This is a genomic window from Streptosporangium sp. LJ11 (assembly GCF_051918945.1).
Classification (GTDB): Bacteria; Actinomycetota; Actinomycetes; order Streptosporangiales; family Streptosporangiaceae; genus Streptosporangium.
This window is the reverse complement of the sequence record NZ_JBPXMB010000008.1, coordinates 177,872-202,004: the sequence shown is the minus strand read 5'-3', so window position 1 is coordinate 202,004 and position 24,133 is coordinate 177,872. Positions and strand designations below refer to the sequence as shown.

Here is a 24,133-nt window from a genome sequence, read left to right as displayed (position 1 = left end):
TTCCGGCTCGGCCCTCGCTCAGCCTGCGGCTCAGCCCTCGGCGAGCTGGCGGCCCCGGTCCCTGGCGGCCTCGATGGCGGCCAGGAAGGCGGCGCGGACGCTGTGCCGCTCCAACTCGGCGATGGCCGCGATGGTGGTGCCGCCCGGCGAGGTGACCGCCTCGCGGAGGATCACCGGGTGCTCCCCCGAGTCACGGAGCATGATCGCCGCCCCGACGATCGACTGGGTGACCATGTCGAGGGCGGCGGCGCGGGGCATGCCGAGCAGGATGCCGGCGTCGACCATCGCCTCGACCAAATAGAAGAAGTAGGCGGGACCGCTGCCCGACAGGGCCGTGGCCGCGTCCTGCTGCGACTCGGGGATGCGCAGCACCTTGCCGACCGGGCTGAACAGGTCCTCGGCCCGCCTGAGATGCTCCTCGGAGGCGTGCGCGCCCGCGGAGATCACGCTCATCGCCTCGTCGACCAGCACCGGCGTGTTGGACATGACCCGGACCACGGGGATGTCGGCGCCGAGCCGCGACTCGACGAACGAGGTCGTGATGCCCGCCGCCGCCGAGACGACCAGGCGGTCGGCCGGGATGTGCCCCGCGATCTCTGCGAGCAGGAACCCCATGTCCTGCGGCTTGACCGCGAGGATGATCGTGTCGGCGTCCTTGGCCGCCTCGGCGTTGGAGGCCACCCGCACGCCGTACCGCTCCGCGAGGGCCTGGCGCCGCTCGGCGCGCCGCGCCGTCGCGATCACGTCGCCCGGCTTGAATCCGGCCCTGAGCAGCCCGGACAGCAGGGCCTCGCCCATCTTGCCGGTGCCAAGAATCGCGATCATGTGAGCACCTCGAAATCGTGGATCGGACCTTCCCGCAGCCTATCGGCCCCGCCATCGTGGGAATCATCCCTTGTGACGGTCGCCGGCGACGCACGACCGTGGACGTCCACCGCCGAGAAGGGAAGGGAGGTCCGGCAGCGCGATGTCGGAGTGTTCTGAACCTCTCCGGACCCCGATCCGTCTTAGGGGTATGCGTATGATCGCGACCTCTATCCTGGCCGGAAGCCTCCTGCTGGCGCCGGGCTGCGGCACCGACCCCAGCGCCACGGTCACCGCCGTCTCCCCCACGCGCCCGGTGAGTCAGGCCACCTCCATTCCCGGCGGCCCCTCCGCGCCGGCGAGCCACGGCGTGGCCCCCCGGGAGGAGCCCACGAGCGGTGCCCCCAAACCGACGAGGCCCGAGGGCCACACCGACAACCCCCGCAAGGTCAGGTGGCTGAAGGCCAAGCCGTCGAAGGACGGCCGGAGCCTGCGGATCACCTGGTGGTCCGGGGTGGAGCCGTGCAACGTGCTCGACCGGGTCACCGTGCGCGAGACCTCCAAGCGGGTGACCGTCACCCTCTGGGAGGGCCCGAGCAGCAAGGTCCAGAACGTCGCCTGCATCGAGATCGCCATCCAGAAGGTGACGACCGTCAAGCTCAAGAAGCCCCTCGGCGCCCGCAAGGTGGTGGACGGCGCCCGCTGACGCGGCGATCCGGCGCGGGAGGGACCGTGCCGGAGCACGCCCCCTCGTGAGCGGTGACCGGGACCGCCCGGTCACCGCCCGGGAACGATCACGCGTGTTCCCTCGTCAGATGGGGTGACGAACACCACCCTGTTTCCCCGGAAAACGGGAATGCCTCCGCGCGGCCGAAGGTTGAGCCCAATAGACTCAAGTCGTTTGACAAACGTCACACGAGGTTCCACTATGAGTCTCATCGACTCAACTTTGACTACAAGGACGTACTCATGGCACGTGCGGTAGGTATCGACCTGGGGACGACCAACTCCGTCGTCTCGATTCTTGAGGGCGGTGAGCCCACCGTCATCGCCAACGCTCAGGGTTCGCGGACCACGCCGTCCGTGGTCGCGTTCGCGAAGAACGGCGAGGTTCTCGTCGGAGAGGTCGCCAAGCGGCAGGCCGTCACCAACGTCGACCGGACGATTCGCTCGGTCAAGCGCGAGATGGGCACCAACTGGTCCGTCGAGATCGACGGCAAGAAGTCCAACCCGCAGCAGATCAGCGCCTTCGTGCTGCAGAAGCTGAAGCAGGACGCCGAAGCCTACCTGGGCGAGAAGATCACCGACGCGGTGATCACCGTTCCCGCCTACTTCAACGACGCCCAGCGCCAGGCCACCCAGGAAGCCGGCACCATCGCCGGCCTGAACGTGCTGCGCATCATCAACGAGCCCACCGCCGCCGCGCTGGCGTACGGCCTCGACAAGGAGAAGGACGAGACCATCCTCGTCTTCGACCTCGGCGGCGGCACCTTCGACGTGTCCCTGCTCGACGTCGGCCAGGAGGACGGCCACGGCTTCGTCGAGGTCAAGGCCACCAGCGGCGACAACCACCTCGGTGGCGACGACTGGGACCAGCGCGTCGTGGACGAGCTGGCCAACCGGTTCAAGAACGCGCACGGCGTCGACCTGACCAAGGACAAGATGGCGCTGCAGCGCCTGCGCGAGGCCGCGGAGAAGGCCAAGATCGAGCTCTCCAGCCAGTCGGAGACCTCCATCAACCTCCCCTACATCACCGCCTCGGCCGAGGGTCCCCTCCACCTGGAGGAGAAGCTCACCCGCGCCGAGTTCCAGCGGATCACCGCCGACCTCCTCGAGCGGTGCAAGGGCCCGTTCAACCAGGTCGTCAAGGACGCCGGGATCAAGGTCTCCGACATCGCCCACGTGGTGCTCGTCGGCGGCTCGACCCGCATGCCCGCCGTGGCCGAGCTCGTCAAGGAGCTGACCGGCGGCCAGGAGCCCAACAAGGGCGTCAACCCGGACGAGGTCGTGGCCATCGGCGCCGCCCTGCAGGCCGGCGTGCTCAAGGGCGAGGTCAAGGACGTCCTGCTGCTCGACGTGACCCCGCTGAGCCTGGGCATCGAGACCAAGGGCGGGATCTTCACCAAGATCATCGAGCGCAACACCACGATCCCGACCAAGCGCTCCGAGGTCTTCACCACGGCCGAGGACAACCAGCCGTCGGTGCAGATCCAGGTCTACCAGGGCGAGCGCGAGATCGCCGCGTACAACAAGAAGCTGGCCACCTTCGAGCTGACCGGCATCGCCCCGGCGCCGCGCGGCATCCCGCAGATCGAGGTCACCTTCGACATCGACGCCAACGGCATCGTCAACGTCTCCGCCAAGGACCTCGGCACCGGCAAGGAGCAGACGATGACGATCACCGGCGGCTCCGCGCTGCCGAAGGACGACATCGAGCGCATGATGCGCGAGGCCGAGTCCTACGCCGAGGAGGACAAGAAGCGCCGCGAAGAGGCCGAGACGCGCAACAACGCCGACTCGCTCGTCTACCAGACCGAGAAGTTCCTCGGCGAGAACGCCGAGAAGGTCCCGGACGACATCAAGAACGAGGTCAACGAGGCCGTCTCCGAGCTCAAGAAGGCTCTGGAGGGCACCGACTCGTCCGTGATCCGCGCCTCCGCGGAGAAGCTCGCCACGGTCAGCCAGAAGATGGGTTCCGCCATCTACGCCCAGGCGCAGGGGTCGGAGACCCCGGCCGGCGCTCCCGACGCGGACGCCGCCGACGGCGGGCAGAAGGCCGACGACGACGTGGTCGAGGCCGAGATCGTGGACGACGAGCCGAAGCGCGACAACGGCGCCAAGTGACGGTCGGAAAGCCGAGGGGAGCACCAGCGTGAGCACGCGCGAGAACGGTTCCGAGGAGGAGCCGGTGATCCGCGACAACCGGAAGATAGACCCGGAGACGGGGCAGGTACGCGAGGCGAGCCCGGCCGAGACCACGGGCCAGAACGACAGGGAGCAGGCGGCCGACCAGCCGTCCTCCCTGGCGTCCGACCTGGCCTCGATCGAGCTGGCCACCCAGCTCGCCGAGCGCACCGCGGACCTGCAGCGCCTTCAGGCCGAGTATTCCAACTATCGCAAGCGGATCGAGCGGGACCGCGTGGCGGTCAAGGAGCAGGCGGTGGCCGGCGTGCTGGCCGAGCTGCTGCCGGTCCTCGACGACATCGGCCGGGCCCGTGACCACGGGGAGCTGACCGGCGGCTTCGCCAAGGTGAGCGAATCGCTGGAGGCGGCCACCGGGAAGCTGGGGCTGAGCACCTTCGGCACCAAGGGCGAGCCGTTCGACCCGATGGTGCACGAGGCCCTGATGCACAGCTACTCCCCCGACGTCACCGAGCCGACCTGCGTGGAGATCCTGCAGCCCGGTTACCGGATCGGCGAGCGAGTGCTCCGCCCCGCGCGCGTCGCGGTCGCGGAGCCAGAAGATCCAGCCGCGGACGACAACTGACACCCCCACATCTGATCTCTGAGAAGGAACGTAGATGAGCACCAAGGACTACCTGGAGAAGGACTACTACGCCGTCCTTGGTGTGCCCAAGACCGCTACGGCCGATGAGATCAAGAAGGCGTACCGGAAGCTGGCCAGGCAGTATCACCCGGACGCCAACCCCGGAAGCTCGACGACCTCCGAGAGCACCGCCAAGTTCAAGGAGGTCTCGGAGGCGTACGACATCCTTTCCGACACCAAGCGCCGCAGGGAGTACGACGAGGCGCGGACGCTGTTCGGATCGGGCGTCGGCGGCTTCCCGGGGGCGGGGGGCGCTCCGCGCGGGGGCGGTTTCCCGTTCGACCTGGGAGACCTGTTCGGGGGGACCGGCCAGCAACAGCAGCAGGGCGGCGCCGGAGAGCGCATCGGCGACATCTTCGGCGGGCTCTTCAACCGGGGCGGCGCGAGCCGCCCCGGGGGGACGGCGAGCAGGGCGCGGCGCGGCCAGGACATCGAGTCCGAGGTCACGCTCTCCTTCTCCGAGGCGGTGGAGGGCACCACGGTGTCGCTCCGCCTGACCAGTTCCTCCGCGTGCACCGGATGCGGAGGCACCGGCGCCAAGGCCGGGACCACCCCGCGGGTCTGCCCGACCTGCGAGGGCACCGGGGCGGCCAGCCGCAACCTCGGCAACTTCGCCTTCTCCGAGCCGTGCCGCGACTGCAAGGGCCGCGGCCTGCTGGTCGACGACCCGTGCCCGGTGTGCGACGGGAGCGGGCGGGGCAAGAGCACCCGTACGATCCAGGCCCGCATCCCCGCGGGGGTCGGCGACAACCAGCGCATCAAGATCAAGGCCAAGGGCGCGCCCGGCGAGAACGGCGGTCCCGCCGGTGACCTCTACGTCCAGATCCACGTCAAGCCGCACCCCGTGTTCGGCAGGACGGGCGAGAACCTGACGGTCACCGTCCCGGTGACCTTCACCGAGGCCGCGCTGGGCGCCGAGATCAAGGTGCCGATCCTGAAGGGGCTGCCGGTCACGCTGCGCATCCCCGAGGGCACCCCGAACGGCCGCACCTTCCGGGTGCGCGGCAGGGGCGTGGCCCGCAAGGACGGCACCAAGGGCGACCTGCTCGCCACGATCGAGGTCCTGGTGCCACAGCAACTGGAGGACAAGGCAAGGGGCGCCCTCGAGGAGTTCCGCGACGCCACCTCGGGTGGTGACCCGCGGGCGGACCTGATCGAACAGGCCAGAAGCGAGTAGCCATGGAAGCCAACTACTTCGATCTGTCGGACGACACACCCGTCTATGTGATCTCGGTGGCCGCCCAGCTGTCAGGTCTGCACCCGCAGACCCTGCGCCAGTACGACCGTCTCGGCCTGGTCAGTCCGGGCCGTACGGCGGGACGCGGACGCCTGTACTCCACCCGCGACATCGTGATGCTCCGCGAGGTGCAGCGGCTCTCCCAGGAGGAGGGCATCAACCTCGCGGGCATCAAGCGAATCCTGACCCTCGAGACGGAGGCCCTGCGCCTGCGCGACGAGAACCACCGCCTGCGCGCGGAGATGAACATGATCCGCGCGCTCATCCAGTACCAGCTGCCCCCCGCCTGAGACTCCGTCCCACGCCTTCAAGGACGCGTCCGTGACCGGGCCCGTGAGAACGCGCCGCGTCACGGTCGCCCCGTGAGGACCCGCCGGGCCGGCGTCGCCATCGGACACAGCACTTTCGAGTGAGGCCTGACAAGCATGGACTACAAGCTCACCCAGAAGAGCCAGGCGGCGGTCTCCTCCGCCATCAGGCGGGCGGCCGCCGAGGGTAACCCCGAGGTCGCCCCGGCCCATCTGTTCACCGCGCTGCTCAGCCAGACCGGCGGCACCGCCGTACCCCTGCTCGAGGCGGTGGGCGCCGACTGGAAGCGGCTGCGCGTCGAGGCGGAGAAGCAGCTCGCGGCCCTGCCGAAGGCGCAGGGCTCCACCGTCAGCGCCCCGTCGAGCTCCCGGCAGCTCCTCACCGCGATGAACACCGCGGCCCAGCGGGCCCGCGGGCTCGAGGACGACTACGTCTCCACCGAGCACCTGCTGGTCGGTCTCGCCACCGACGGCGGTCCCGTCGCCGAGCTGCTCAAGGCGAACGGCGCGAGCCCGAACGCGCTGCTCGACGCCTTCGAGAAGGTACGCGGCCACGCCAGGGTGACCAGCGAGACGCCGGAGGACACCTACCAGGCGCTGGAGAAGTACGGGATCGACCTGACCGAGCGGGCCAGGGCGGGCAAGCTCGACCCGGTGATCGGCCGCGACTCGGAGATCCGGCGCGTCATCCAGGTGCTCAGCCGCCGTACCAAGAACAACCCGGTGCTCATCGGCGAGCCCGGCGTCGGCAAGACCGCGGTGGTGGAGGGGCTGGCCCAGCGGATCGTCGCGGGCGACGTGCCCTCCAGCCTGCGCGACAAGCGCCTGATCGCGCTCGACCTCAGCGCGATGGTCGCCGGCGCCAAGTACCGCGGCGAGTTCGAGGAGCGCCTCAAGGCGGTGCTCGGGGAGATCAAGGAGAGTGACGGCCAGGTCGTCACCTTCATCGACGAGCTGCACACCATGGTCGGCGCGGGTGCCGCCGAGGGCGCGATGGACGCGGGCAACATGCTCAAGCCCATGCTGGCCCGCGGCGAGCTGCGGATGATCGGCGCGACCACGCTGGACGAGTACCGCGAGCGCATCGAGAAGGACCCCGCGCTGGAGCGGCGGTTCCAGCAGGTCTACGTGGGCGAGCCCACCGTCGAGGACACCATCGCCATCCTGCGCGGCCTCAAGGGCCGCTACGAGGCGCACCACCAGGTCCAGATCTCCGACGGCGCGCTCGTGGCCGCCGCCGCGCTCTCCGACCGCTACATCACCTCCCGCTTCCTGCCCGACAAGGCGATCGACCTCGTCGACGAGGCGGCCTCCCGGCTCCGCATGGAGATCGACTCCCGCCCGGTGGAGATCGACCAGCTCCAGCGGAACGTCGACCGGATGAAGATGGAGGAGCTGGCGCTCGCCAAGGAGACCGACGAGGGCAGCCTGCAGCGGCTGGAGCGGCTCCGTAAGGAGCTCGCCGACCGCCAGGAGGACCTCAACGCCCTGGTCGGCCGCTGGGAGCGGGAGAAGGCAGGGCTCAACCGGGTCGGCGACCTGAAGAAGCAGATCGACGAGATGCGCGGCGCCGCCGAGCGCGCGCAGCGCGACGGCGACTTCGAGGCCGCCTCGCGGCTGATGTACGCCGAGGTGCCCAAGCTGGAGGCCGAGCTCGCCGAGGCCAGCAAGGCCGCCCAGCCCGAGGACCCCATGGTCAAGGAGGAGGTCGGCTCCGACGACATCGCCCAGGTGATCTCCTCGTGGACCGGCATCCCCGCGGGCCGGCTGCTCGAGGGCGAGACCAGCAAGCTGCTCCGCATGGAGGAGGAGCTCGGCAGGCGGCTGATCGGCCAGCGGCAGGCGGTCGAGGCGGTCTCCGACGCCGTACGGCGGGCTCGGGCGGGCATCTCCGACCCGGACCGGCCGACCGGCAGCTTCCTCTTCCTCGGCCCGACGGGCGTCGGCAAGACGGAGCTGGCCAAGGCGCTGGCGGACTTCCTGTTCGACGACGAGCGGGCGATGGTCCGCATCGACATGAGCGAGTACGGCGAGAAGCACAGCGTCGCGCGCCTGGTGGGCGCCCCTCCCGGCTACATCGGCTACGAGGAGGGCGGCCAGCTCACCGAGGCCGTGCGGCGCAGGCCCTACGGCGTGGTGCTGCTGGACGAGGTCGAGAAGGCCCACCCGGAGGTCTTCGACATCCTGCTCCAGGTGCTCGACGACGGGCGGCTCACCGACGGGCAGGGCCGGACGGTCGACTTCCGCAACGTGATCCTGATCCTCACCTCCAACATCGGCTCGCAGTTCCTGGTGGACCCGGGCATGGCGAAGGAGGCCCAGCGGACCGCCGTGATGGCCGCGGTCAGGAACGCGTTCAAGCCGGAGTTCCTGAACCGGCTCGACGACGTCATCCAGTTCGACGCGCTCGGCACCGAGGAGCTGTCCAGGATCGTGGACCTGCAGGTGGTCCACCTGGCCAGGCGTCTGACGGACCGGCGGCTCACGCTGACCGTGACCCCGGCGGCGCGCGACTGGCTGGCGCTGACGGGCTACGACCCGCTGTACGGCGCGCGTCCGCTCCGCCGCCTCGTCCAGTCCGCGATCGGCGACAAGCTGGCCAAGGAGGTGCTCTCCGGCGAGGTCCAGGACGGCGACGAGGTGCTGGTCGACCTCGACGAGGCGAGCGACTCCCTGGCCATCGGCCCGGTAAGGACCTGACGGCGACCGGGCCGGGCCCGGTAACGGCCCGATGGCGGGCGGGCGGGGCCCGGTAAGGCCCGGTAATGGCTTGACCACCATTGAGCTAAGCCCGCACCTGGGCGAGACCCCCCTGTTACGTTCGGTTTTCGTCGGATTACCGAACGCAACAGGGGGATGCGCATGTCGAACTCATCACGGAACATCCGAGGGATCCTCGCGATGGCGGTGCTCACGGTCGGCGCCGGCCTGACGATGGTCTCTCCGGCGTCGGCGGAGGTCGCGCCCTGCCCGGAGCAGGGCACGGCGACCGTGCAGGGGGCTCCCGGACCGGTGGAGCCCGCGTGCGAGGAGACCGGCGCCACCGGTACCGCCACGACCCCCGAGGGGGCACAGGCCGCGACCGGTACCGTGGCGCCGCCGGCCACGACCGGCACCGTGGCACCGCCGGCCGCTGACACCGGCGAGATGCCGATGACCGCGGACACCACCGAGACAGCGGGCGGCGCGGAGGCGCCGACGACAGAGACGCCGGCAACGACGACCGACGCTCAGGCGCCGACCACGGAGACGCCGGCAACGACGACCGACGCTCAGGCGCCGGTGGCCGTCGACGGTGCCGGGGCACCGGTGACCGCGAACATCGGTGAGACGTCCGTGACCGCGGACCGGCTCGCCCGCGTCACCGGCCTGCCCCAGCTCTCCCAGCCCTCCGCCGTGGTCAGCTTCGCCGACGCCGGGGGCGTCGCCGCGGCCACCGGCTCCCACGCGCTGCCCTTCGGGCAGTCGAGCCTTCCCGGCCACGAGTGGACGACCTCGTGGGTGAGCGTCATGGCCGAGGCGCCGGACCTGCCCGGCATGCCGAGCGCTCCCAGCGCTCCCAACGACGGCATCAGCTGGCTGCGGGCCCCGGCGCCCCCGGCCCCGGGTGAGCTCGCCGAGGCGGCGGTCGCGCCGGTCGAGGAGCCCGCGCCCCCGCTGCCCGTTCCCGCCCCGGCGGACGCCGCCACCGAGAACCTGCCGCCGGCCGACCTGCCCAACGTCGACCTGCCCAACGTCGACCTGCCCGCGGCGGAGATGCCCGCGGCGGAAATGCCTGCCGCGGACATGCCCACCGCGAACCTGCCCACGCAGGAGTCGCCGGCCGCCGCACGCCCGGAGACCCCCGCACTGCCGGATGCCCCCGCCGTCGGCGGCACCACGACGGAAGGCACCACGGGCGCTACCGCTGCGGAGGGCGCCACGAGCGGTACCGCGGCGGTTCCCGCCCTTCCCGCGCTGGAGGGGACGCTCCCCGACCTCGACGTGGAGTGATCCTCCGTACGGAGTGAACCTCGACGTGGAGTAAGTGGAGCGGGACGCGCAGGAAGCGGTGGATCGGCCACCGGTCCGCGGACCGGCACGGATCCACCGTGGAACCATCGCAGGGGAGGGCCGTGCCTCACGGGGCACGGCCCTCCCCTTCCGCGTGTGCGGGCCGGCGAGGGCGCCGTCAGTGCGAGGCGTCCAGGAGGGCGTCGAGCTCGTCCTCGGGAAACCCGAGGTCGACGCGGATCCGATAGCGGGTTCTGAGCAGGGCGATGTGCTCGCCGCTGCCCTCCACCGCCCGGTGCGCCCCCTCGGTGGCCCACTCATGGGCCTCCGCCAGGTCGCCGTAGGCGACGAGGGTCTCGGCGACCGTGAGGGCGGTGGCCGCGGTGACGTCACCCGCGGCGCGGATCGCCGCGATCACCTCCCTCGCCTCGTCCGGCCGTTCGAGCTCGAAGAGGGTGTCGGCGATCCCGGCCCGGGGGTCGACGCTCACCTCACCGCCGTCGTCCACCGCCCGCTGGAAGCAGTCGAAGGCCCGGGCGGGCTGCCCGGCCTGCCGCCACTCCTCGGCGGCGAGCACGAGGATCGCCGCCCGTGATATGTCGCCGGACGCGTACGCCTCGACCAGGGCTTCGAGTCGCCGGGCCAGGTCTTCGTGATCGTCGGCCAGAAGTGCCTGCTCAAGCAATCGATCAAGTTGCTCACGTGTCACATGCGCCACATCGCGAGAGTACCGAGCGACGCTCGACCGCGTACGGCCAACGGCAGGTATTGGCCACCTTACCTTGGGCAAACGTACGGCTACGCTACGCGTTTTTCCCCAGCAAAACGGGCATATGAGCGACGAGTCCTGCTAGAGGAGCGTGTCACGGGGAGGAGCCGCGATGGGCATGTCCAAGCAGACATCGTTCACGCTGATGCTCCTCCTGGCCTTCTCGGTGGTCGTTCCCGGGTCCGCCGGATACCTGTCGGTCAAGATGGAGGCGATCGGGCAGGCCCACCGGGAGTTGCTCACCCTGGAGAACCGGATCCGTGCCGAGAGGCTCGCCGCCCGGATCAGGAAGATGGAACGAGCCCCCCGGGACCGGCCTCTCCAGCCGATCATCTCGTCCGGCCGCGAGCCCTGTGACCCTTCCGCGAGGCCCCGCGACGAGCCGGGAACGCGGTCGTCCGGACCCACGGCGGTCGTGCCCGTGCCGGTGGCGGGCACGGAACGGTCACACGAGGGGCGACTGCGCGCGCGGAGACATGTCGAGAGACACCTCGTCCAGGGACAGGAAGCCCGGGAACGGGACGCGCGGGGACAGCGCGCCCGAGGACCGGACACGCGGCGGCCGGACACGGGAGGGCCGGGAGCGTGGTGGCAGGACGTGCGGGAGCCCCGGGCGCAGAGGCTGACGGCGCAGGGGCGCCCCGGGGCGGGGACGACCGGTGAGGCCGTCCCCGTGGAGCGGTGGTCCCAGCTCGAACGCAGGGGCAGGCCGTATCGGGAAGGGGAGGCGCGGGAGGAGCACGTGTTCACCGTGCCGGACGCGGTCGGCGCCGAGAGCGTCCCGGAGGGCACCGGCGCGTCCCCCGGCGAGGATCTCCCGGCCGGAGCTCCTCGGACCGGGACGCGGGCGAACTGACGGCCCGGACCCTCCACCCGGGTGCGCCGGCGACTCTCGACCAGGACACGGGCGAACCGACGGCTCAGGCCCCCGAGGGCTCGCTCCGCCCGGGTGCGCCGGCGACTCTCAGACGGAGACGCGGGCGAACTGACGGTTCAGATAGCCGCGGATCAGGCGCTTGGCCTCGGCCACGATCTCCGGGGCACCGTTCGGATCTCGCCGGAAGGCCAGCTTGAGCACGGCGTCCCCCGCCTCCACCGCGACGAGGACGGCCAGGTCGAACTCCTCGCTGTCGGCCAGCCCGTACTCCTGCAGGAGAAGGCCGCGCAGCCGCCCGGCGATCACCGTGTTGTTCTCGGACCCGGAGTCGAGCAGGTTGAGGTCGACGACGTCGCCGAAGTGCAGGGATCGGAAACCCGGCACGGTCCTGTGCATCTCCACGTACTCGTCGATGATCGCGTCGACCGCGTCCCACCAGCCCGCGTAGTCCTCGGACAGGAAGCGCCTGCCGATCCGGGAGACGAACCCCTCCACGTGGCGCCGGGTCACCGCCTGGGTGAGGGCCCGTTTGTCGGGGAAGAACTGGTAGACCGAACCGATCGCGACCCCCGCGCGCTCGGCGATCCTCGTGGTGGAGAGCGCGTCGTAGCCGATCTCGTCCAGCAGGTCGGCACACGCGTCGAGCATCCGCTCGACGCGTCGCGCGCTTCGTCGTTGGGTGGGTTGACGCCGTAGTGGAGCCTCACCCGGCTCCTCGCAGGAGATGGTGGACACCACCCCATCTTGCCCCTCTGACAGACCGGGGTCAGTGCTTATTCGTCAATCGCGAGATTTCTCCGCCCGCGGTGAGCCGGACGAGCCCGGCCAGGCGGCGGGTGAGCGCCGGGGAGATCCGCGAGAGCGCGTAGCCGATCCTGCCTTCCGCGTTCACCGTGACGACGGGCAGATCGCGGTGGACGGCGCGCAGGATGTGCGCGGCCACCCGCTCGGGCGGGTACCCGCGCGCGGCCAGCGCCCTCCCCGCCGGTTCGCCGGCGACCTCGGCGAGATCGCCGACGTAGGTGGCGTTCCGCGCGATCGCGGTGGAGACGAACCCGGGGCAGATCGTGGAGACCCCGATCCCCTGCCCGGCGAGCTCGGCGCGCAGGCAGTCGCCGAGCATCTTCACGGCCGCCTTCGACGTCGAGTACGCGGGCAGCAGCCTGCTGGGGAGGAAGGCGGCGAGCGAGGCCACGTTCACGATGTGACCGCCCTGTCCGCGCTCGGCCATCTGGGCGGCGAACAGGCGGCAGCCGTGGATGACACCCCACAGGTTCACGTCCAGGGTCCGCCGCCAGTCGTCGACCGAGTGGTCCAGGAACGGGCCCGCCACCGCGATCCCCGCGTTGTTGACCACGATGTCGGGCACGCCGTAGCGGTCCCTGACCAGCCGGGCGAACTCCTCCATCCCCGCGGTGTCCGCGACGTCCACCCGGTGGGCGTGCGCCGTGCCCCCGCTCCCGGCGGTGCCCTCGGCGGCGCGGCGCGCGGCGGCGAGGTCGATGCTCTCGGCGGTGCGGCGCGCGGCGGCGAGGTCGATGTCCGCGCAGATCACCTCGGCGCCGTGCGCGGCGAAGGCGCGGGCGGTGGCCCGCCCGATCCCGCCGCCCGCGCCGGTGACCACCACCAGCCGGCCGTCGTAGGGCCCGCGCTCGCCGGGACGGTCCCTGCGCAGTTCCCTGGAGGGCGGCGCCCCCTCGACGTGCTCGGCGAACTCGGCGATCATGCGGGCGAGCACGCCGGGACGGCTGCGCTGCACCCAGTGGCCGGTGGGGACGCGGCGGTGCCACAGCCTGGGCGTCCAGCGGTGCGCCGAGGCGAGCAGCGCGGAGGAGACGAAAGGATCCCGCGTGGCCTCGACGAGCTGGACGGGTATCCGCGGCGCGGGCGCGGCGGGTGACGCGCCGCGGCCGGTCAGCATGTTGGCCCGGTAGAGGCCGAGACCGTTCAGGCCGTCCCTGACGAGCGTCTCCGCCGGGTGCCCCGGGCGTCCCGGCGCCCGCACCGACCGGTTCACCACGCGCGGCAGCACGGCGCGCAGCACGAGCTCGGGGACGACCGGGACCTGGAAGGCTCCGATGTACCAGGACCGCAGGAGCTGCCCGGCGACCTCGCGCGGCCTGCCGTGCCGCACGAAGCGCGCGGCCTGGTCCAGGTGCGGGCCGCCGACGGAGGTGAAGGAGAGGATCCGCCGCTCGATGTCCGGCCTGCCGATCAGCTGCCAGCCCTGGATGGACCCCCAGTCGTGCCCCACGAGGTGCACCCCCGGCTTGCCCACCGCGTCGAGGACCGCGGTCAGGTCGGCGGCCAGGTGGTCGTAGCCGTAGCCCTCGGTGGTGCGCGGGGCGCCGGAGAGCCCGGCGCCGCGGACGTCGTAGCGGACCACGTGGAAGCGGTCCTCCAGCAGCGTGGCCACCTCGTCCCAGACCCGGTGGGTGTCGGGGTAGCCGTGCACGAGCAGGATGGTCGGGGCCGCGGGGTCCCCCTGCTCGAACAATGCCAGCCGGACGTCACCGGACTCCACCCACCGCATCGCGGCCTCCTGTCGCACGAGGTGTCCGGAACGTTTCCCGTGACCCTGCGAGCTAGCCGGACTGGCCGGGCCTGGCGGCCAGACCGGTGCAGCCGCGCAGCGCCTTCCAGCCCGCGACGGCCTGCTGCCGCCCGGTCCCGGTGAGCGGGACCGGCACTCCGCCCTGGATGGTGGCCGGGGTCCACTGGTCCTTGAGCACCTTGCGGCCGTTGATCGTCAGGGTGAGCACGCCGGTCCTGCCGGTGTCCGGACCCCAGTTGTAGAAGACGAAGTTGCCCAGGCCGTAGCTGACGTAGCTGTTCTTCAGGTATCCGGCGCCGAGCAGGATGTGCGCGTGACCGCCGACGACGACGTCCGCCCCGGCCGCGACCAGCTTGGGCGCCAGGCCGCGCTGCGCCTCGTTGGGGCATTTCTGCAGCTCGGTGCCCCAGTGCAGGTGGACGATCACGGTGTCGGAGTTCTTGCGCGCTTTGCGCACCTCCTGGATCAGCCGCGCCTCGTCCTTGGCCGAGGCGAGACCGCCCTGGTCTCCGGAGGCCGTCCACGCCTGGACGAACTCCGCGTCCAGCACCTGGGTCGCGCCGATGATGGCGACGCGGTTGCCGTTCACGGTCGTCCGCCACGGCTTGTACGCCTCGGCCTCGTTCCTGCCCACGCCCACGACGGGGAACCTGGACCGTTTGATGGCGGCGAGGGAGTCCTTCAGCCCGCTCTGCATGTAGTCCATGCCGTGGTTGTTCGCCAGCGAGGCGACGTCCACCCCGGACGCCTTCAGCGCGGTGAGCGCCGCCGCCGGGGCGCGGAAGGTGTACTGCTTGCCGGGGGCGGGGGTGCCGCCGGTGGTGATCGCGGTCTCGAGGTTCACCATCGCCAGGTCGGAGCGCTTGAGCACCTTGGCGATCGGGCCGAGCGCGGTCTTCGGATCGGCGTTCAGCCGGGTCCGCAACACGCCCTCGAAGTGCACGTCCCCGCCGAAGGAGATGGTGTACGGCCTGCGCTCGGGCGTGGGGGCCTCGGCCGGTTCGGTGGGCTTCTCCACGACGTCGGGGGACGATTCGGGGGCGGCCGACTCGGCTGCGGAGCAGGCCGCGAGGAGCACGGCGGAGGCGGTGATCGCGGCGGCCAGGGCGAGGCGTCGAGCTGTGTACGTGTCCATCGGTATCCGAGGATGCCATCTCATCCACCGCCTGTGTCACAACTCGCCCTACGAGATTCGTTTCCCCAAAACTAGACTGAGTCGTTAATTTGAATCATTCAGGTTTAGGCCGTACGGTGTGGTCATGGAGGACGGGGACCGGCTCAGGCAGGCGGGCCTGCGGGTGACCGCCGCCCGGCTGCCGTTCCAAGACACTCGATGAAGAGAACCCCCGGAGGACCCTCTCTATGAGCACCAGGCCCATCGCCACCACCGACGCGGGAATCCCCGCGCCGAGCGACGAGCACTCGCAGTCGGTGGGCCCGAACGGGCCCCTGCTGCTGCAGGACCACTACCTGATCCAGAAGATGGCCCACTTCAACCGGGAGCGCGTCCCGGAGCGGGTGGTCCACGCCAAGGGCGGCGGCGCGCACGGCGTCCTCCAGATCACCGAGGACGTCAGCCAGTTCACCAAGGCGGGCCTGTTCGCCAAGGGCAGGGAGACCCCGCTCTTCATCCGCTTCTCCTCGGTCGCCGGTGAGCTCGGCAGCCCCGACACCCAGCGTGACCCGCGCGGCTTCGCGCTGAAGTTCTACACCGAAGAGGGCAACTACGACCTCGTCGGCAACAACACGCCGATCTTCTTCATCCGCGACCCGCAGAAGTTCTCCGACTTCATCCACAGTCAGAAGCGCCGCGCCGACACCAACCTGCGCGACCACAACATGCAGTGGGACTTCTGGACGCTCTCGCCGGAGAGCGCCCACCAGGTGACGTTCCTGATGACCGACCGCGGCACGCCCGCGTCCTGGCGCCACATGCACGGCTTCGGCTCGCACACCTTCCTGTGGTACAACGCCGCCGGCGAGAAGTTCTGGGTCAAGTACCACTTCAAGACCGACCAGGGCGTCAGGAACTTCACCGACGCCGAGGCCGGAGCGGTCATCGCGCAGGACGCCGACTTCCACATCCGCGACCTGCACACCGCGATCGCGAACGGCGACCACCCGTCCTGGACGGTGAACGTCCAGGTCATGCCGTTCGAGGCCGCCGCCGACTACCGGTTCAACCCGTTCGACCTGACCAAGGTGTGGCCGCACTCCGACTACCCCGAGATCACGATCGGCAGGTTCGTCCTGAACCGCAACCCGGCGAACTACTTCGCCGAGGTCGAGCAGTCGAGCTTCGAGCCGTCCAACCTGGTGCCGGGCATCGGCCCGTCCCCGGACAAGATGCTCCAGGGCCGCCTGTTCTCCTACCCGGACGCCCACCGCTACCGCATCGGCGTCAACTACCAGCAGCTGCCGATCAACGCGCCGAAGGCTCCCGTCCACAGCTACAACAAGGACGGCCAGATGCGCTTCGGCAACACGGGCGACCCCGTCTACGCCCCCAACAGCGTCGGCGGCCCCGCGGCCGACCCGGCGCGGTACGAGGGCGAGCACTACCAGGTGACCGGTGAGATCATCCGCTCCGCCTACACCCTGCACCGCGAGGACGACGACTTCGTCCAGCCCCGCGCCCTGTGGGAGAACGTCCTGTCCGACACCGACCGCTCCCACCTGGTGAGCAACGTCGTCGGCCACGCCTCCGCCCCGGAGGTCACCGCCGAGATGAAGAGGCGCGTCGCCGAGTACTGGACGAACGTGCACAAGGACCTCGGCCAGAGCGTCGCCCGGGGCCTCGGCGTCACCGCCGAGTAGTCACGGCCTCTCCTTGTACGGTTCGCGTCTCCCGGAGACGCGGGCCGTACGGCTGTCCTACGGCCTTCCGCACCTGTCCCCGGAAACACGAAAGGGGGCTGTCCCGCCGTTGGGCAAGCCCCCGGTCCTGGAAGAACGGTCACTCAGAGATCGAAGTCTCCGCCCTTCACCGCCGCGACGAACGCGATCCACCCGGGCCCGCCGAAGACCAGCACCGGTCCGCCCCTGTCCTTGCTGTCCCTGACCGCGAACCCCCGGCCGGGCAGGTGAGCCACCTCGACACAGTTACCGTTGAGCCCGCTCCGCCGACTTTTCTTCCAGATCACTCCAGACACGTCAATATCAGACACAACTCACCCCTTCTCCCATGAGGGACCATAAGGCACCTTAAGGATGAAGGCGTGACGAAGAAGTTGCAAGGCATTAAGCGCGTCTAGATAGGACACCGTATCCTGCAAGGTCTCCCGGTGTGCGATGATTCTCCCCTGCTCGACCGGCGGGCCGTCAATCCATCCGGCGGGCAGAAGCGATGAAAAACGCGATAACCACAGCGGGGCGGCTCTTGTTCTCTTGGGTGAGTGCCAGGGCCGCTTCCTGCTACATGTCGAACTCTCCGTCCTTCACCCCCCCGACGAAAGAGTTCCAGGCGCCGGGAGCGAAAGTGAGAATGGGACCGGACAGGTCCTTGCTGTCACGGACCCCCACACGCCCCCCGGCCAGCCTGGCCACTTCGACACAGTTGCCACTGGCGGCGCTCAGGGCGCTCTTCTTCCAGATCACATCATTGTGATTATTCGCGTTTATCATTTTTCCCGAAAACTTTCCAAAAATTCCCGGAAACGACGGAATGGCGGTGGGTGACAACCTGCCGCTACCTGTTCCAGTACTTGATTGTTTTTTTGATCAGCTCCTGTGACGCCACCTCGTCAAGGGCACGTTCCAGCAGGTGTCCGAAGGCACGCTCATACGCGTAGACCGTTTCCGCGTCCTCGACGAACTGCCCACCGGGGAGAGATTCCTCGTAGACGACATCGGGAAAGTCGGAAAACGCCAAATGCAGAAACGCGCCGGTGGACACCGGTGGCGGAACGTCCTGGGGAAGGATCCTCATCTCCACGTGCTCCAGCTCCGAGACCTTGATCAGATGCACGAGCTGGTCCCGCATGACGCGGGCGTCGCCGTACTGGTTCTTCAGCACGGATTCGTGGAACACGCTCACATGGACCAGCGGGTCGGGCACGTGCAGCAGCGTGCGCTGACGCGTCATCCGTATCTCGACCCGGTCCTGAATCCAACTCGGCGGAAGCCCGCTGGCGATCTGACTCGCACGGTGAACGCCCCGGACGTAATCCTCCGTCTGGAGAAGGCCGGGCACGATCTGGGGTTCCCAGTTTCGTGCCATGGTGGCCTCCGCCTCCGTCCCGATCAGTGTGATGTATTCCTCGGGAACGGAATTGCGATATCTCTCCCACCACCCTTTCTGGGCGGCGTCGCGCTGCAGCGCGACCAGGATCCCCCTGAGAGGCTCGTCGACCCCGTAAAGCCTGACGAGTGCCTCGACGTCGGCCTCCTTGGCCAACGTCCTGGCGGTCTCGATGCGGCTCACCTTGGCCGTCGACCACTCCAGGCGGCTGGACACCTCGTCGCCGGTCATGTCCAGGCTTTCGCGAAGCCTGCGTAACTCCAGACCCAGCCGACGCCGGCGGAGCGCTGGACTGCCACGCTGCGGCATCACGACCTCCTCACCATGACGGGCGGGCGGGTGTCACGGCCTCACAGGAACCTCGACGAATGATAGTGCAAATTACACTGATGGTTGCAGTGCATCTGTGGAAGTTTATTACTTTTTTCCTTACGGCAAGTCTTGCAGCCAAATCTATGCTGAGCGACTATCAGAACAGGAAGGTTCTCGAAAGATCGGGGGAGCCACCGGTGATCATCCGGAAGGCGTCTTCGAGGGCCTTCGTGAGTCGCGCGACGTGGGACGGGCGCGCGATTCTGCGGCAACGGCGCCGTCTCTGACGAAACGGAGTTGACGCGGGGAGGTCGGCAGGGGGGGCACGGAAATCAACGGCCGGCGACGGCCCAAAGTCGCACGCACCAAAGAGGGTGCCCTGATCGGGCACAAAAAACACCGGGCCGGCGGCCACCGACCCGGTTGGCACAAGAACTCCGCGTCAAAGCCACGAAGGGAGTCTCCTATGTCCTTCCACCGTACCAACAGAACCCACGGAATCAAGACCTTCATCCTTGATGTGATCTATGTGACCGACCGAGAGCTCTACATGGATCAGGATGAATGGGCCTACCGGCTCGGCTGGACCGTGACCAGGACCGGTTTCGGGACCAGGCACTACCGCGAGCCCCGGTTCGACCTTCTCAAGGCCGAGCGGACCGCCGCTCCCGCACTCGCCCTGGCGCCCGTCCGCGACGAGGGGGTGGGCGGTGACGTCGCGGCGTGACCCCCGCCACGACCGCTACGGCGGCTACGGCGGCTACGGCGGCAGGTCTCCCGGCCGGGCGGGTCTCCTCGTCCGGCTGTGGCGCTGGCGGACGGAGATCATCCTGTTCACCGCCGCCGTGTCCCTCCTGGTCACCGTGATCCTCTCGCTCTGGGAGGGCGACTGGTGGCCGTTTCTCGTTCTGGCGGGCACCGCCGGTGTCCTCCTCGCCTCCGGCTTCTGGAGGAGCTGGGTGACGGCACACGCGTGGTGCCTGGTCTCCCGGCACCGCATCCGGCGGGCGTGCGCGGAGACCGGGATACACACCCGGTCGGGCCGGCTGCCACTGGTCCTGTGGATCACCCCCTCCGCCGCGGGGGAGAAGGCGCTCGTCCTCGCCAGGGCCGGAACCTGCGCCGAGGACTTCGACGCCTTCTCCGCCGAGATCGCGGCGGCATGCTACGCCCGCGACGCCGTGGTCTGCCGGCACGGCAGGTGGGCGAACCTGCTGACCGTCGAGATCGTCCGCGGGGACGGGGCCGCCGGTCCCCCGGTGGGTCTCGACCGGTTCTACGGGCGGGCGAACTGGGTGAGCCTGCGGGCCGGCCGGTCCGCGCGGGAGGAGCCCGACCCTAGCCCGGCGGGGAAGCCCGCCACCCCGCTCCCCCCGCCCGGCGAGCTGCCCGGTGAGCTGCCCGGCGGGTTTCCCGACCGGCGACGACAGGCCGCGTGAATCCAGAGGATCGCACAACGGGAAGCCCCGGAGTCTCAGGCACTCCGGGGCTTCCCCCATGGTCCGGAATCGACGTTCCAGGGCTTCCCCGCGGCCCGGAGTTCGCGCTCCGGGGCTTCCCCGCGGCCCGGACGGCGGCCATGATGAGTCCACTCGCCGAACTCAGGAGTGCCGATGAGAACAGCGCACCGGACCTGCCCCCTCTGCGAGGCCGTCTGCGGTCTCCGGCTCACCCTCGACGACGCCGGGCACGTCACCTCGGTCAAGGGCGACCGGGACGACCCCTTCTCCAAGGGGTTCATCTGCCCCAAGGGCGCGACCCTGGGCCACCTCGACGAGGACCCGGACCGGCTGGGCGTCCCGATGATCCGGACGGGCGACGAGTGGCGCGAGGCGTCCTGGGAAGAGGCGTTCCGCACGGTCGCGAAGGGTCTCGCGGGCGTGATCGACGCTCACGGCCGCCAGTCGCTCGCCGTCTACCTCGGCAACCCGAACGCCCACTCCATGGCCGGCGCCCTGTACGGCGCGCCGCTGATCCGCGCCCTCGGCACCCGCAACGTCTTCTCCGCGAGCACCGCCGACCAGATGCCCAAGCACGTCTCCTGCGGCCTGATGCTCGGTGACCCGCTGGCCATCGCGGTGCCCGACCTGGATCGCACCGACTACCTGCTGATGCTCGGCGCCAATCCGCTGGAGTCCAACGGCTCGCTCTGCACCGCCCCCGACTTCCCCGGCCGCCTCAAGGCGCTGCGCGGGCGCGGCGGCAGGCTCGTGGTCGTCGACCCGCGCCGCACCCGCACCGCCGCCCTCGCCGACGAGCACCTGTTCGTACGCCCCGGCACGGACGCCTACCTGCTGTTCGGCATCGTCCACACCCTTCTCACCGAGAACCTCACCTCGATCGGCGCCGACATCGGCGGCGTCGGGGTCAACGGGTTGGACGAGGTCAGGCGGCTGGCGGAGGACTTCGCCCCCGAGGTGGTCGCCCCGATGTGCGGGGTGCCCGCCGGGGAGATCGCACGGCTGGCGCGCGAGCTGGCCGCGGCCCCGACGGCCGCCGTCTACGCCCGCATCGGCACCTGCACCGCGGAGTTCGGCACCGTCGCGCAGTGGCTGGTCGACGTCGTCAACGTCCTGACCGGCAACTTCGACCGTCCCGGCGGGGTCATGTTCGCCAAACCCGCCGTGGAGAACGGCCGCCGGAGAAAGCCGTACGCCACGGGACGCTGGCACAGCCGCGTCCGGGGGCTGCCGGAGGCGAACGGCGAGATCCCGGTGGCCACCCTCGCCGACGAGATCGAGACGCCGGGTGAGGGACAGGTCAGGGGACTGGTCACGGTGGCCGGCAACCCGGTGCTGTCGGCGCCGGGCGGGCCCCGGCTGGACCGGGCCTTCCGCGACCTGGAGTTCATGGTCTGCGTGGACCCGTACCTGAACGAGACGACCCGGCACGCGAACGTCATCCTGCCGCCGCCGCGCGTGATGCAGTCGCCGCACTACGACCTGTCGCTGCTGGCCTTCGCGGTCCGCAACTACGCGAGATTCTCCCCGCCCGTCCTGCCGCTGGAGCCGGGACGCCCCTCGGAGGCCGAGATCATGGCGCGGCTGGCGATGATCGCCTCGGGACAGGGCGCGGACGCCGATCCGGCCGCGCTCGACGAGCTGATCCTCGACCAGATGCTCCGCAGGGCCGTCGAGACGCCCGGCTCCCCGGTGGAGGGCGCGGACCCGGCCGAGCTGCGCGCCTCCCTGGACGGCGGCAGCGGAGCCGAGCGGCGGCTGGACGCCATGCTCAGGCTCGGCCCGTACGGGCTCTCCCTGGCCACCCTGCTGGCGAACCCGCACGGCATCGACCTGGGCCCGCTGGAGCCTCGGCTGGCGGAGATCGTCCGTACGGCCTCGGGGCGGGTGGAGCTGGCCCCGCCGCAACTGGTCGAGGACGCCGTGCGGCTGCGCGGGCGGCTCGCCGTCCCGCCCGCGGAGATCGTGCTGATCGGGCGGCGCCACCTGCGTTCCAACAACAGCTGGCTGCACAACGTGGAACCGCTGGTCGGCGGGACCAACCGGTGCACCCTGCAGATCAATCCGGACGACGTGAGCAGGCTCGGGCTGGGTGAGCACGCCGTGGTGCGCTCGGCCGCGGGCGAGCTGGTCGTGCCGCTGGAGCCGACCGACACGATCATGCCGGGGGTGGTGAGCCTGCCTCACGGGTGGGGGCACACGGGCACCTCGCAACCGGTGGCCGCCAAGCACGCGGGGGTGAACGCGAACACGCTGACGGACGATTCCGTCGTGGACGCGCCCTCGGGAAACGCCGTGTTCAACGGGGTTCCCGTCACCCTCGGCCGGGCGTGATCCCATGATCGCTCGGAAAAGCGGGATCGACGCGCATTAGGCTTGCGCGCGTGACCACCCCTCCAGCACCGGACCGTCTGCACGCTCAGCTCACCTTCGCCATGGAGATCGACAAGCTCAGACGCATCGTCCGCCGCAACACCCTCATGGACGGGTCGCGGCGGGAGAACGACGCCGAGCACTCCTGGTACGTGGGCATGCTGGCGATGGTCTTGGCCGAGCACGCACCACCGGGCACCGATCTCGACAGGGTCGTCGCGATGCTGCTCGTCCACGACATCGTCGAGATCGACGCGGGAGACACGTTCATCTACGACGCCTCGGCCGTCGAGGCCCAGCCGGCCATCGAGCGCAAGGCCGCCGACCGGATCTTCGGACTGCTCCCCTGCGACCAGGCCGAGCGGTTGCGCGAGCTCTGGGACGAGTTCGAGGAACGCAGGACGCCGGAGGCCAGGTTCGCCAAGGCCCTCGACCGGATCGCGCCCATAATGGCGAACCACCACAACGAGGGCGGCACCTGGTCGCTGTACAAGGTGACGGCCGAGCAGGTGCTGGAAAAGGTGAAGATCATTGAGGAGGGGTCGGCGACACTGGGCGCCTACGCCACCGAAATCATCGCCCTCTCCGTCAGCCGAGGACATTTGGCGCGTGCATAACGCCGTTCTCGGGTAGGTCCCTATGGGTTGAGAAGGGGGCGATGGTGAAGGAAACCGTCAAAACAGGGCGCCGGACCTTCAGACGTCTGGTGCCCGGGGTCGAGCTCACCGATCGTATCGAGCGCTCACCCAGGGCCGACAGGCCGATCCGCATACTCGCGAAGGCCGTACGTCAGCGGATCGGTCCCGGGCCGCTACGCGACCTGCTGCACGGGGTGCCGATCGGCAAACCACTCCATCCGCCGCTCGCCAACCTCAGCCTGGGGCTCTGGGCGGCGACGGCGGTGCTGGACGTGACCCGCTACGACCCGCGGGCGTCGCGGGTGCTGGTCGCCGGAGGGCTCGCCACCGCGATGCCCGCGGTGGCGGCGGGTGTCACCGACTGGTCCGCGCTCCACCGCGAGCAGCAGCGGGTGGGGTTCGTGCACGCGATCGCCAACCTGACCGCCCTCGGGCTCTACGCCGGTTCGCTGGTGTTCCGGCTGGCCGGGCGTGACCGGACCGGGCGGATCCTGTCGTTCGCCGGGCTGGGCGCCGCGAGCGTGGGCGGCTACCTCGGCGGCCACCTGGCCTACCGGCAGGCGGCCGGGGCCAACCACGCCGAGTCCGTCGCCCATCTGGTCCCGCTGGGCTGGCACGACCTGTGCGAGATCGGCGACCTGCCCGACGGGCGCCCGGTGACGCGGCGTCTCGGCTACATCGACCTGTTCGTGCTGCGCGTCGGCGCCGGTGTCACGGTGCTCGCCGACCAGTGCGCCCATCTGGCGGGCCCGCTCCACCAGGGACGCCTGATCTCGGAGGAGGGGACCGCCTGCGTGGTCTGCCCGTGGCACGGGAGCACCTTCAGGCTCTCCGACGGGGCCGTCGTGCACGGCCCGGCCACCGCTCCCCAGCCGTCCTTCGAGACCCGGGTCCGCCGCGACGGCGTGCTCCAGGTCCGTCCCGCGCAGATGTGACCGGATCCCGCGGGGGATCTCCGGTGCGGGGTGAGCCGCGTCCGTCCGGACCCGGGCGGGGCACGGCCTCTACGCCCCCGCACCCA

21 protein-coding genes and 1 pseudogene are annotated in these 24,133 nt (G+C 70.2%); 14 read left to right on the top strand and 8 right to left on the bottom strand.

Annotation, left to right across the window (positions count from 1 at the left end; translation table 11 throughout):
* Positions 1-30: 30 nt before the first annotated feature.
* Complete coding sequence (gene proC, locus ACTOQ3_RS14395) at positions 31-825, bottom strand: pyrroline-5-carboxylate reductase (protein WP_440083874.1); 795 nt, start codon at positions 823-825, stop codon at positions 31-33.
* Between the two features lie 196 nt (positions 826-1,021).
* Here proC and ACTOQ3_RS14390 point away from each other — a divergent pair, with 196 nt between their 5' ends.
* The 7 genes and pseudogenes from ACTOQ3_RS14390 to ACTOQ3_RS14360 all read left to right on the top strand — a co-directional run bounded on the left by ACTOQ3_RS14390 (position 1,022) and on the right by ACTOQ3_RS14360 (position 9,889).
* Complete coding sequence (locus tag ACTOQ3_RS14390; RefSeq protein ID WP_440083873.1) at positions 1,022-1,510, top strand: hypothetical protein; 489 nt, start codon at positions 1,022-1,024, stop codon at positions 1,508-1,510.
* 263 nt (positions 1,511-1,773) lie between these two features.
* On the top strand, positions 1,774-3,648 hold the full coding sequence (gene dnaK / locus ACTOQ3_RS14385; protein ID WP_440083872.1) for a molecular chaperone DnaK: 1,875 nt from the start codon (positions 1,774-1,776) through the stop codon (positions 3,646-3,648).
* Between the two features lie 28 nt (positions 3,649-3,676).
* On the top strand, positions 3,677-4,291 hold the full coding sequence (gene grpE / locus ACTOQ3_RS14380) for a nucleotide exchange factor GrpE (RefSeq protein WP_440083871.1): 615 nt from the start codon (positions 3,677-3,679) through the stop codon (positions 4,289-4,291).
* 34 nt (positions 4,292-4,325) lie between these two features.
* Positions 4,326-5,528: a molecular chaperone DnaJ gene (gene dnaJ / locus ACTOQ3_RS14375; RefSeq protein ID WP_440083870.1), complete on the top strand. Its 1,203-nt coding sequence runs from the start codon at positions 4,326-4,328 to the stop codon at positions 5,526-5,528.
* A gap of 2 nt (positions 5,529-5,530) precedes the next feature.
* Positions 5,531-5,783: pseudogene (locus ACTOQ3_RS14370) on the top strand (heat shock protein transcriptional repressor HspR); the annotation flags it as partial.
* A 230-nt stretch (positions 5,784-6,013) separates the two neighbouring features.
* Positions 6,014-8,596 carry an ATP-dependent chaperone ClpB gene (gene clpB, locus ACTOQ3_RS14365; RefSeq protein WP_440083869.1) on the top strand — a complete coding sequence of 861 codons (2,583 nt, stop codon included), beginning with the start codon at positions 6,014-6,016 and terminating at the stop codon, positions 8,594-8,596.
* Between the two features lie 201 nt (positions 8,597-8,797).
* The gene (locus ACTOQ3_RS14360; protein WP_440083868.1) at positions 8,798-9,889 is read left to right on the top strand and encodes a hypothetical protein; all 1,092 of its coding nucleotides are present in this window, start codon (positions 8,798-8,800) and stop codon (positions 9,887-9,889) included.
* Positions 9,890-10,067: 178 nt separating this feature from the next.
* Here ACTOQ3_RS14360 and ACTOQ3_RS14355 read toward each other — a convergent pair whose 3' ends face one another.
* Positions 10,068-10,574 (bottom strand): hypothetical protein, encoded by a 507-nt coding sequence (locus tag ACTOQ3_RS14355; RefSeq protein ID WP_440083867.1) that lies wholly within the window; start codon positions 10,572-10,574, stop codon positions 10,068-10,070.
* Positions 10,575-10,776: 202 nt separating this feature from the next.
* Here ACTOQ3_RS14355 and ACTOQ3_RS14350 point away from each other — a divergent pair, with 202 nt between their 5' ends.
* On the top strand, positions 10,777-11,514 hold the full coding sequence (locus ACTOQ3_RS14350) for a hypothetical protein (protein WP_440083866.1): 738 nt from the start codon (positions 10,777-10,779) through the stop codon (positions 11,512-11,514).
* 108 nt (positions 11,515-11,622) lie between these two features.
* On the opposite strand, the gene ACTOQ3_RS14345 is transcribed toward ACTOQ3_RS14350, so the two are convergent.
* The 3 genes from ACTOQ3_RS14345 to ACTOQ3_RS14335 form a co-directional block, all read right to left on the bottom strand.
* The gene (locus ACTOQ3_RS14345; RefSeq protein ID WP_440083990.1) at positions 11,623-12,183 is read right to left on the bottom strand and encodes a TetR family transcriptional regulator; all 561 of its coding nucleotides are present in this window, start codon (positions 12,181-12,183) and stop codon (positions 11,623-11,625) included.
* A 118-nt stretch (positions 12,184-12,301) separates the two neighbouring features.
* Positions 12,302-14,068 (bottom strand): SDR family oxidoreductase, encoded by a 1,767-nt coding sequence (locus ACTOQ3_RS14340; protein ID WP_440083865.1) that lies wholly within the window; start codon positions 14,066-14,068, stop codon positions 12,302-12,304.
* A 52-nt stretch (positions 14,069-14,120) separates the two neighbouring features.
* Positions 14,121-15,224, bottom strand: a complete 1,104-nt coding sequence (locus tag ACTOQ3_RS14335; protein WP_440083864.1) for a CapA family protein — start codon at positions 15,222-15,224, stop codon at positions 14,121-14,123.
* Between the two features lie 227 nt (positions 15,225-15,451).
* Here ACTOQ3_RS14335 and ACTOQ3_RS14330 point away from each other — a divergent pair, with 227 nt between their 5' ends.
* A complete protein-coding gene (locus ACTOQ3_RS14330) occupies positions 15,452-16,906 on the top strand; it encodes a catalase (protein ID WP_440083863.1) in 1,455 nt (484 codons plus the stop codon).
* A 143-nt stretch (positions 16,907-17,049) separates the two neighbouring features.
* Here ACTOQ3_RS14330 and ACTOQ3_RS14325 read toward each other — a convergent pair whose 3' ends face one another.
* The 3 genes from ACTOQ3_RS14325 to ACTOQ3_RS14315 form a co-directional block, all read right to left on the bottom strand.
* Complete coding sequence (locus tag ACTOQ3_RS14325) at positions 17,050-17,232, bottom strand: DUF397 domain-containing protein (protein ID WP_440083989.1); 183 nt, start codon at positions 17,230-17,232, stop codon at positions 17,050-17,052.
* Between the two features lie 271 nt (positions 17,233-17,503).
* Complete coding sequence (locus ACTOQ3_RS14320) at positions 17,504-17,713, bottom strand: DUF397 domain-containing protein (protein ID WP_440083988.1); 210 nt, start codon at positions 17,711-17,713, stop codon at positions 17,504-17,506.
* 64 nt (positions 17,714-17,777) lie between these two features.
* Positions 17,778-18,638: a helix-turn-helix domain-containing protein gene (locus ACTOQ3_RS14315; protein WP_440083862.1), complete on the bottom strand. Its 861-nt coding sequence runs from the start codon at positions 18,636-18,638 to the stop codon at positions 17,778-17,780.
* A gap of 469 nt (positions 18,639-19,107) precedes the next feature.
* Here ACTOQ3_RS14315 and ACTOQ3_RS14310 point away from each other — a divergent pair, with 469 nt between their 5' ends.
* From ACTOQ3_RS14310 to ACTOQ3_RS14290, 5 genes are all read left to right on the top strand, one after another.
* Positions 19,108-19,368: a hypothetical protein gene (locus tag ACTOQ3_RS14310; RefSeq protein ID WP_440083861.1), complete on the top strand. Its 261-nt coding sequence runs from the start codon at positions 19,108-19,110 to the stop codon at positions 19,366-19,368.
* Positions 19,352-20,080, top strand: a complete 729-nt coding sequence (locus ACTOQ3_RS14305; protein ID WP_440083860.1) for a hypothetical protein — start codon at positions 19,352-19,354, stop codon at positions 20,078-20,080. Before ACTOQ3_RS14310 ends, ACTOQ3_RS14305 begins: the two co-directional genes overlap by 17 nt.
* A 174-nt stretch (positions 20,081-20,254) precedes the next feature.
* On the top strand, positions 20,255-22,435 hold the full coding sequence (locus ACTOQ3_RS14300; RefSeq protein WP_440083859.1) for a molybdopterin-dependent oxidoreductase: 2,181 nt from the start codon (positions 20,255-20,257) through the stop codon (positions 22,433-22,435).
* A 101-nt stretch (positions 22,436-22,536) separates the two neighbouring features.
* Entirely contained in the window at positions 22,537-23,091 is a 555-nt protein-coding gene (locus ACTOQ3_RS14295; RefSeq protein ID WP_440083987.1) for an HD domain-containing protein, read from the top strand.
* A 41-nt stretch (positions 23,092-23,132) separates the two neighbouring features.
* A complete protein-coding gene (locus ACTOQ3_RS14290; protein WP_440083858.1) occupies positions 23,133-24,047 on the top strand; it encodes a Rieske 2Fe-2S domain-containing protein in 915 nt (304 codons plus the stop codon).
* The last annotated feature ends 86 nt before the right edge of the window (positions 24,048-24,133 follow it).

What these genes read in the sequence shown, in the direction of transcription:
- proC (WP_440083874.1), bottom strand. Translation starts at nt 825, where the DNA reads ATGATCGCGATTCTTGGCACCGGCAAGATGGGCGAGGCCCTGCTGTCC.
- ACTOQ3_RS14390 (WP_440083873.1), top strand. Translation starts at nt 1,022, where the DNA reads ATGATCGCGACCTCTATCCTGGCCGGAAGCCTCCTGCTGGCGCCGGGC.
- dnaK (WP_440083872.1), top strand. Translation starts at nt 1,774, where the DNA reads ATGGCACGTGCGGTAGGTATCGACCTGGGGACGACCAACTCCGTCGTC.
- dnaJ (WP_440083870.1), top strand. Translation starts at nt 4,326, where the DNA reads ATGAGCACCAAGGACTACCTGGAGAAGGACTACTACGCCGTCCTTGGT.
- clpB (WP_440083869.1), top strand. Translation starts at nt 6,014, where the DNA reads ATGGACTACAAGCTCACCCAGAAGAGCCAGGCGGCGGTCTCCTCCGCC.
- ACTOQ3_RS14360 (WP_440083868.1), top strand. Translation starts at nt 8,798, where the DNA reads ATGGCGGTGCTCACGGTCGGCGCCGGCCTGACGATGGTCTCTCCGGCG.
- ACTOQ3_RS14350 (WP_440083866.1), top strand. Translation starts at nt 10,777, where the DNA reads ATGTCCAAGCAGACATCGTTCACGCTGATGCTCCTCCTGGCCTTCTCG.
- ACTOQ3_RS14345 (WP_440083990.1), bottom strand. Translation starts at nt 12,183, where the DNA reads ATGCTCGACGCGTGTGCCGACCTGCTGGACGAGATCGGCTACGACGCG.
- ACTOQ3_RS14340 (WP_440083865.1), bottom strand. Translation starts at nt 14,068, where the DNA reads ATGCGGTGGGTGGAGTCCGGTGACGTCCGGCTGGCATTGTTCGAGCAG.
- ACTOQ3_RS14335 (WP_440083864.1), bottom strand. Translation starts at nt 15,224, where the DNA reads ATGGACACGTACACAGCTCGACGCCTCGCCCTGGCCGCCGCGATCACC.
- ACTOQ3_RS14330 (WP_440083863.1), top strand. Translation starts at nt 15,452, where the DNA reads ATGAGCACCAGGCCCATCGCCACCACCGACGCGGGAATCCCCGCGCCG.
- ACTOQ3_RS14320 (WP_440083988.1), bottom strand. Translation starts at nt 17,713, where the DNA reads ATGATAAACGCGAATAATCACAATGATGTGATCTGGAAGAAGAGCGCC.
- ACTOQ3_RS14315 (WP_440083862.1), bottom strand. Translation starts at nt 18,638, where the DNA reads ATGCCGCAGCGTGGCAGTCCAGCGCTCCGCCGGCGTCGGCTGGGTCTG.
- ACTOQ3_RS14310 (WP_440083861.1), top strand. Translation starts at nt 19,108, where the DNA reads ATGTCCTTCCACCGTACCAACAGAACCCACGGAATCAAGACCTTCATC.
- ACTOQ3_RS14300 (WP_440083859.1), top strand. Translation starts at nt 20,255, where the DNA reads ATGAGAACAGCGCACCGGACCTGCCCCCTCTGCGAGGCCGTCTGCGGT.
- ACTOQ3_RS14295 (WP_440083987.1), top strand. Translation starts at nt 22,537, where the DNA reads ATGGAGATCGACAAGCTCAGACGCATCGTCCGCCGCAACACCCTCATG.
- ACTOQ3_RS14290 (WP_440083858.1), top strand. Translation starts at nt 23,133, where the DNA reads ATGGTGAAGGAAACCGTCAAAACAGGGCGCCGGACCTTCAGACGTCTG.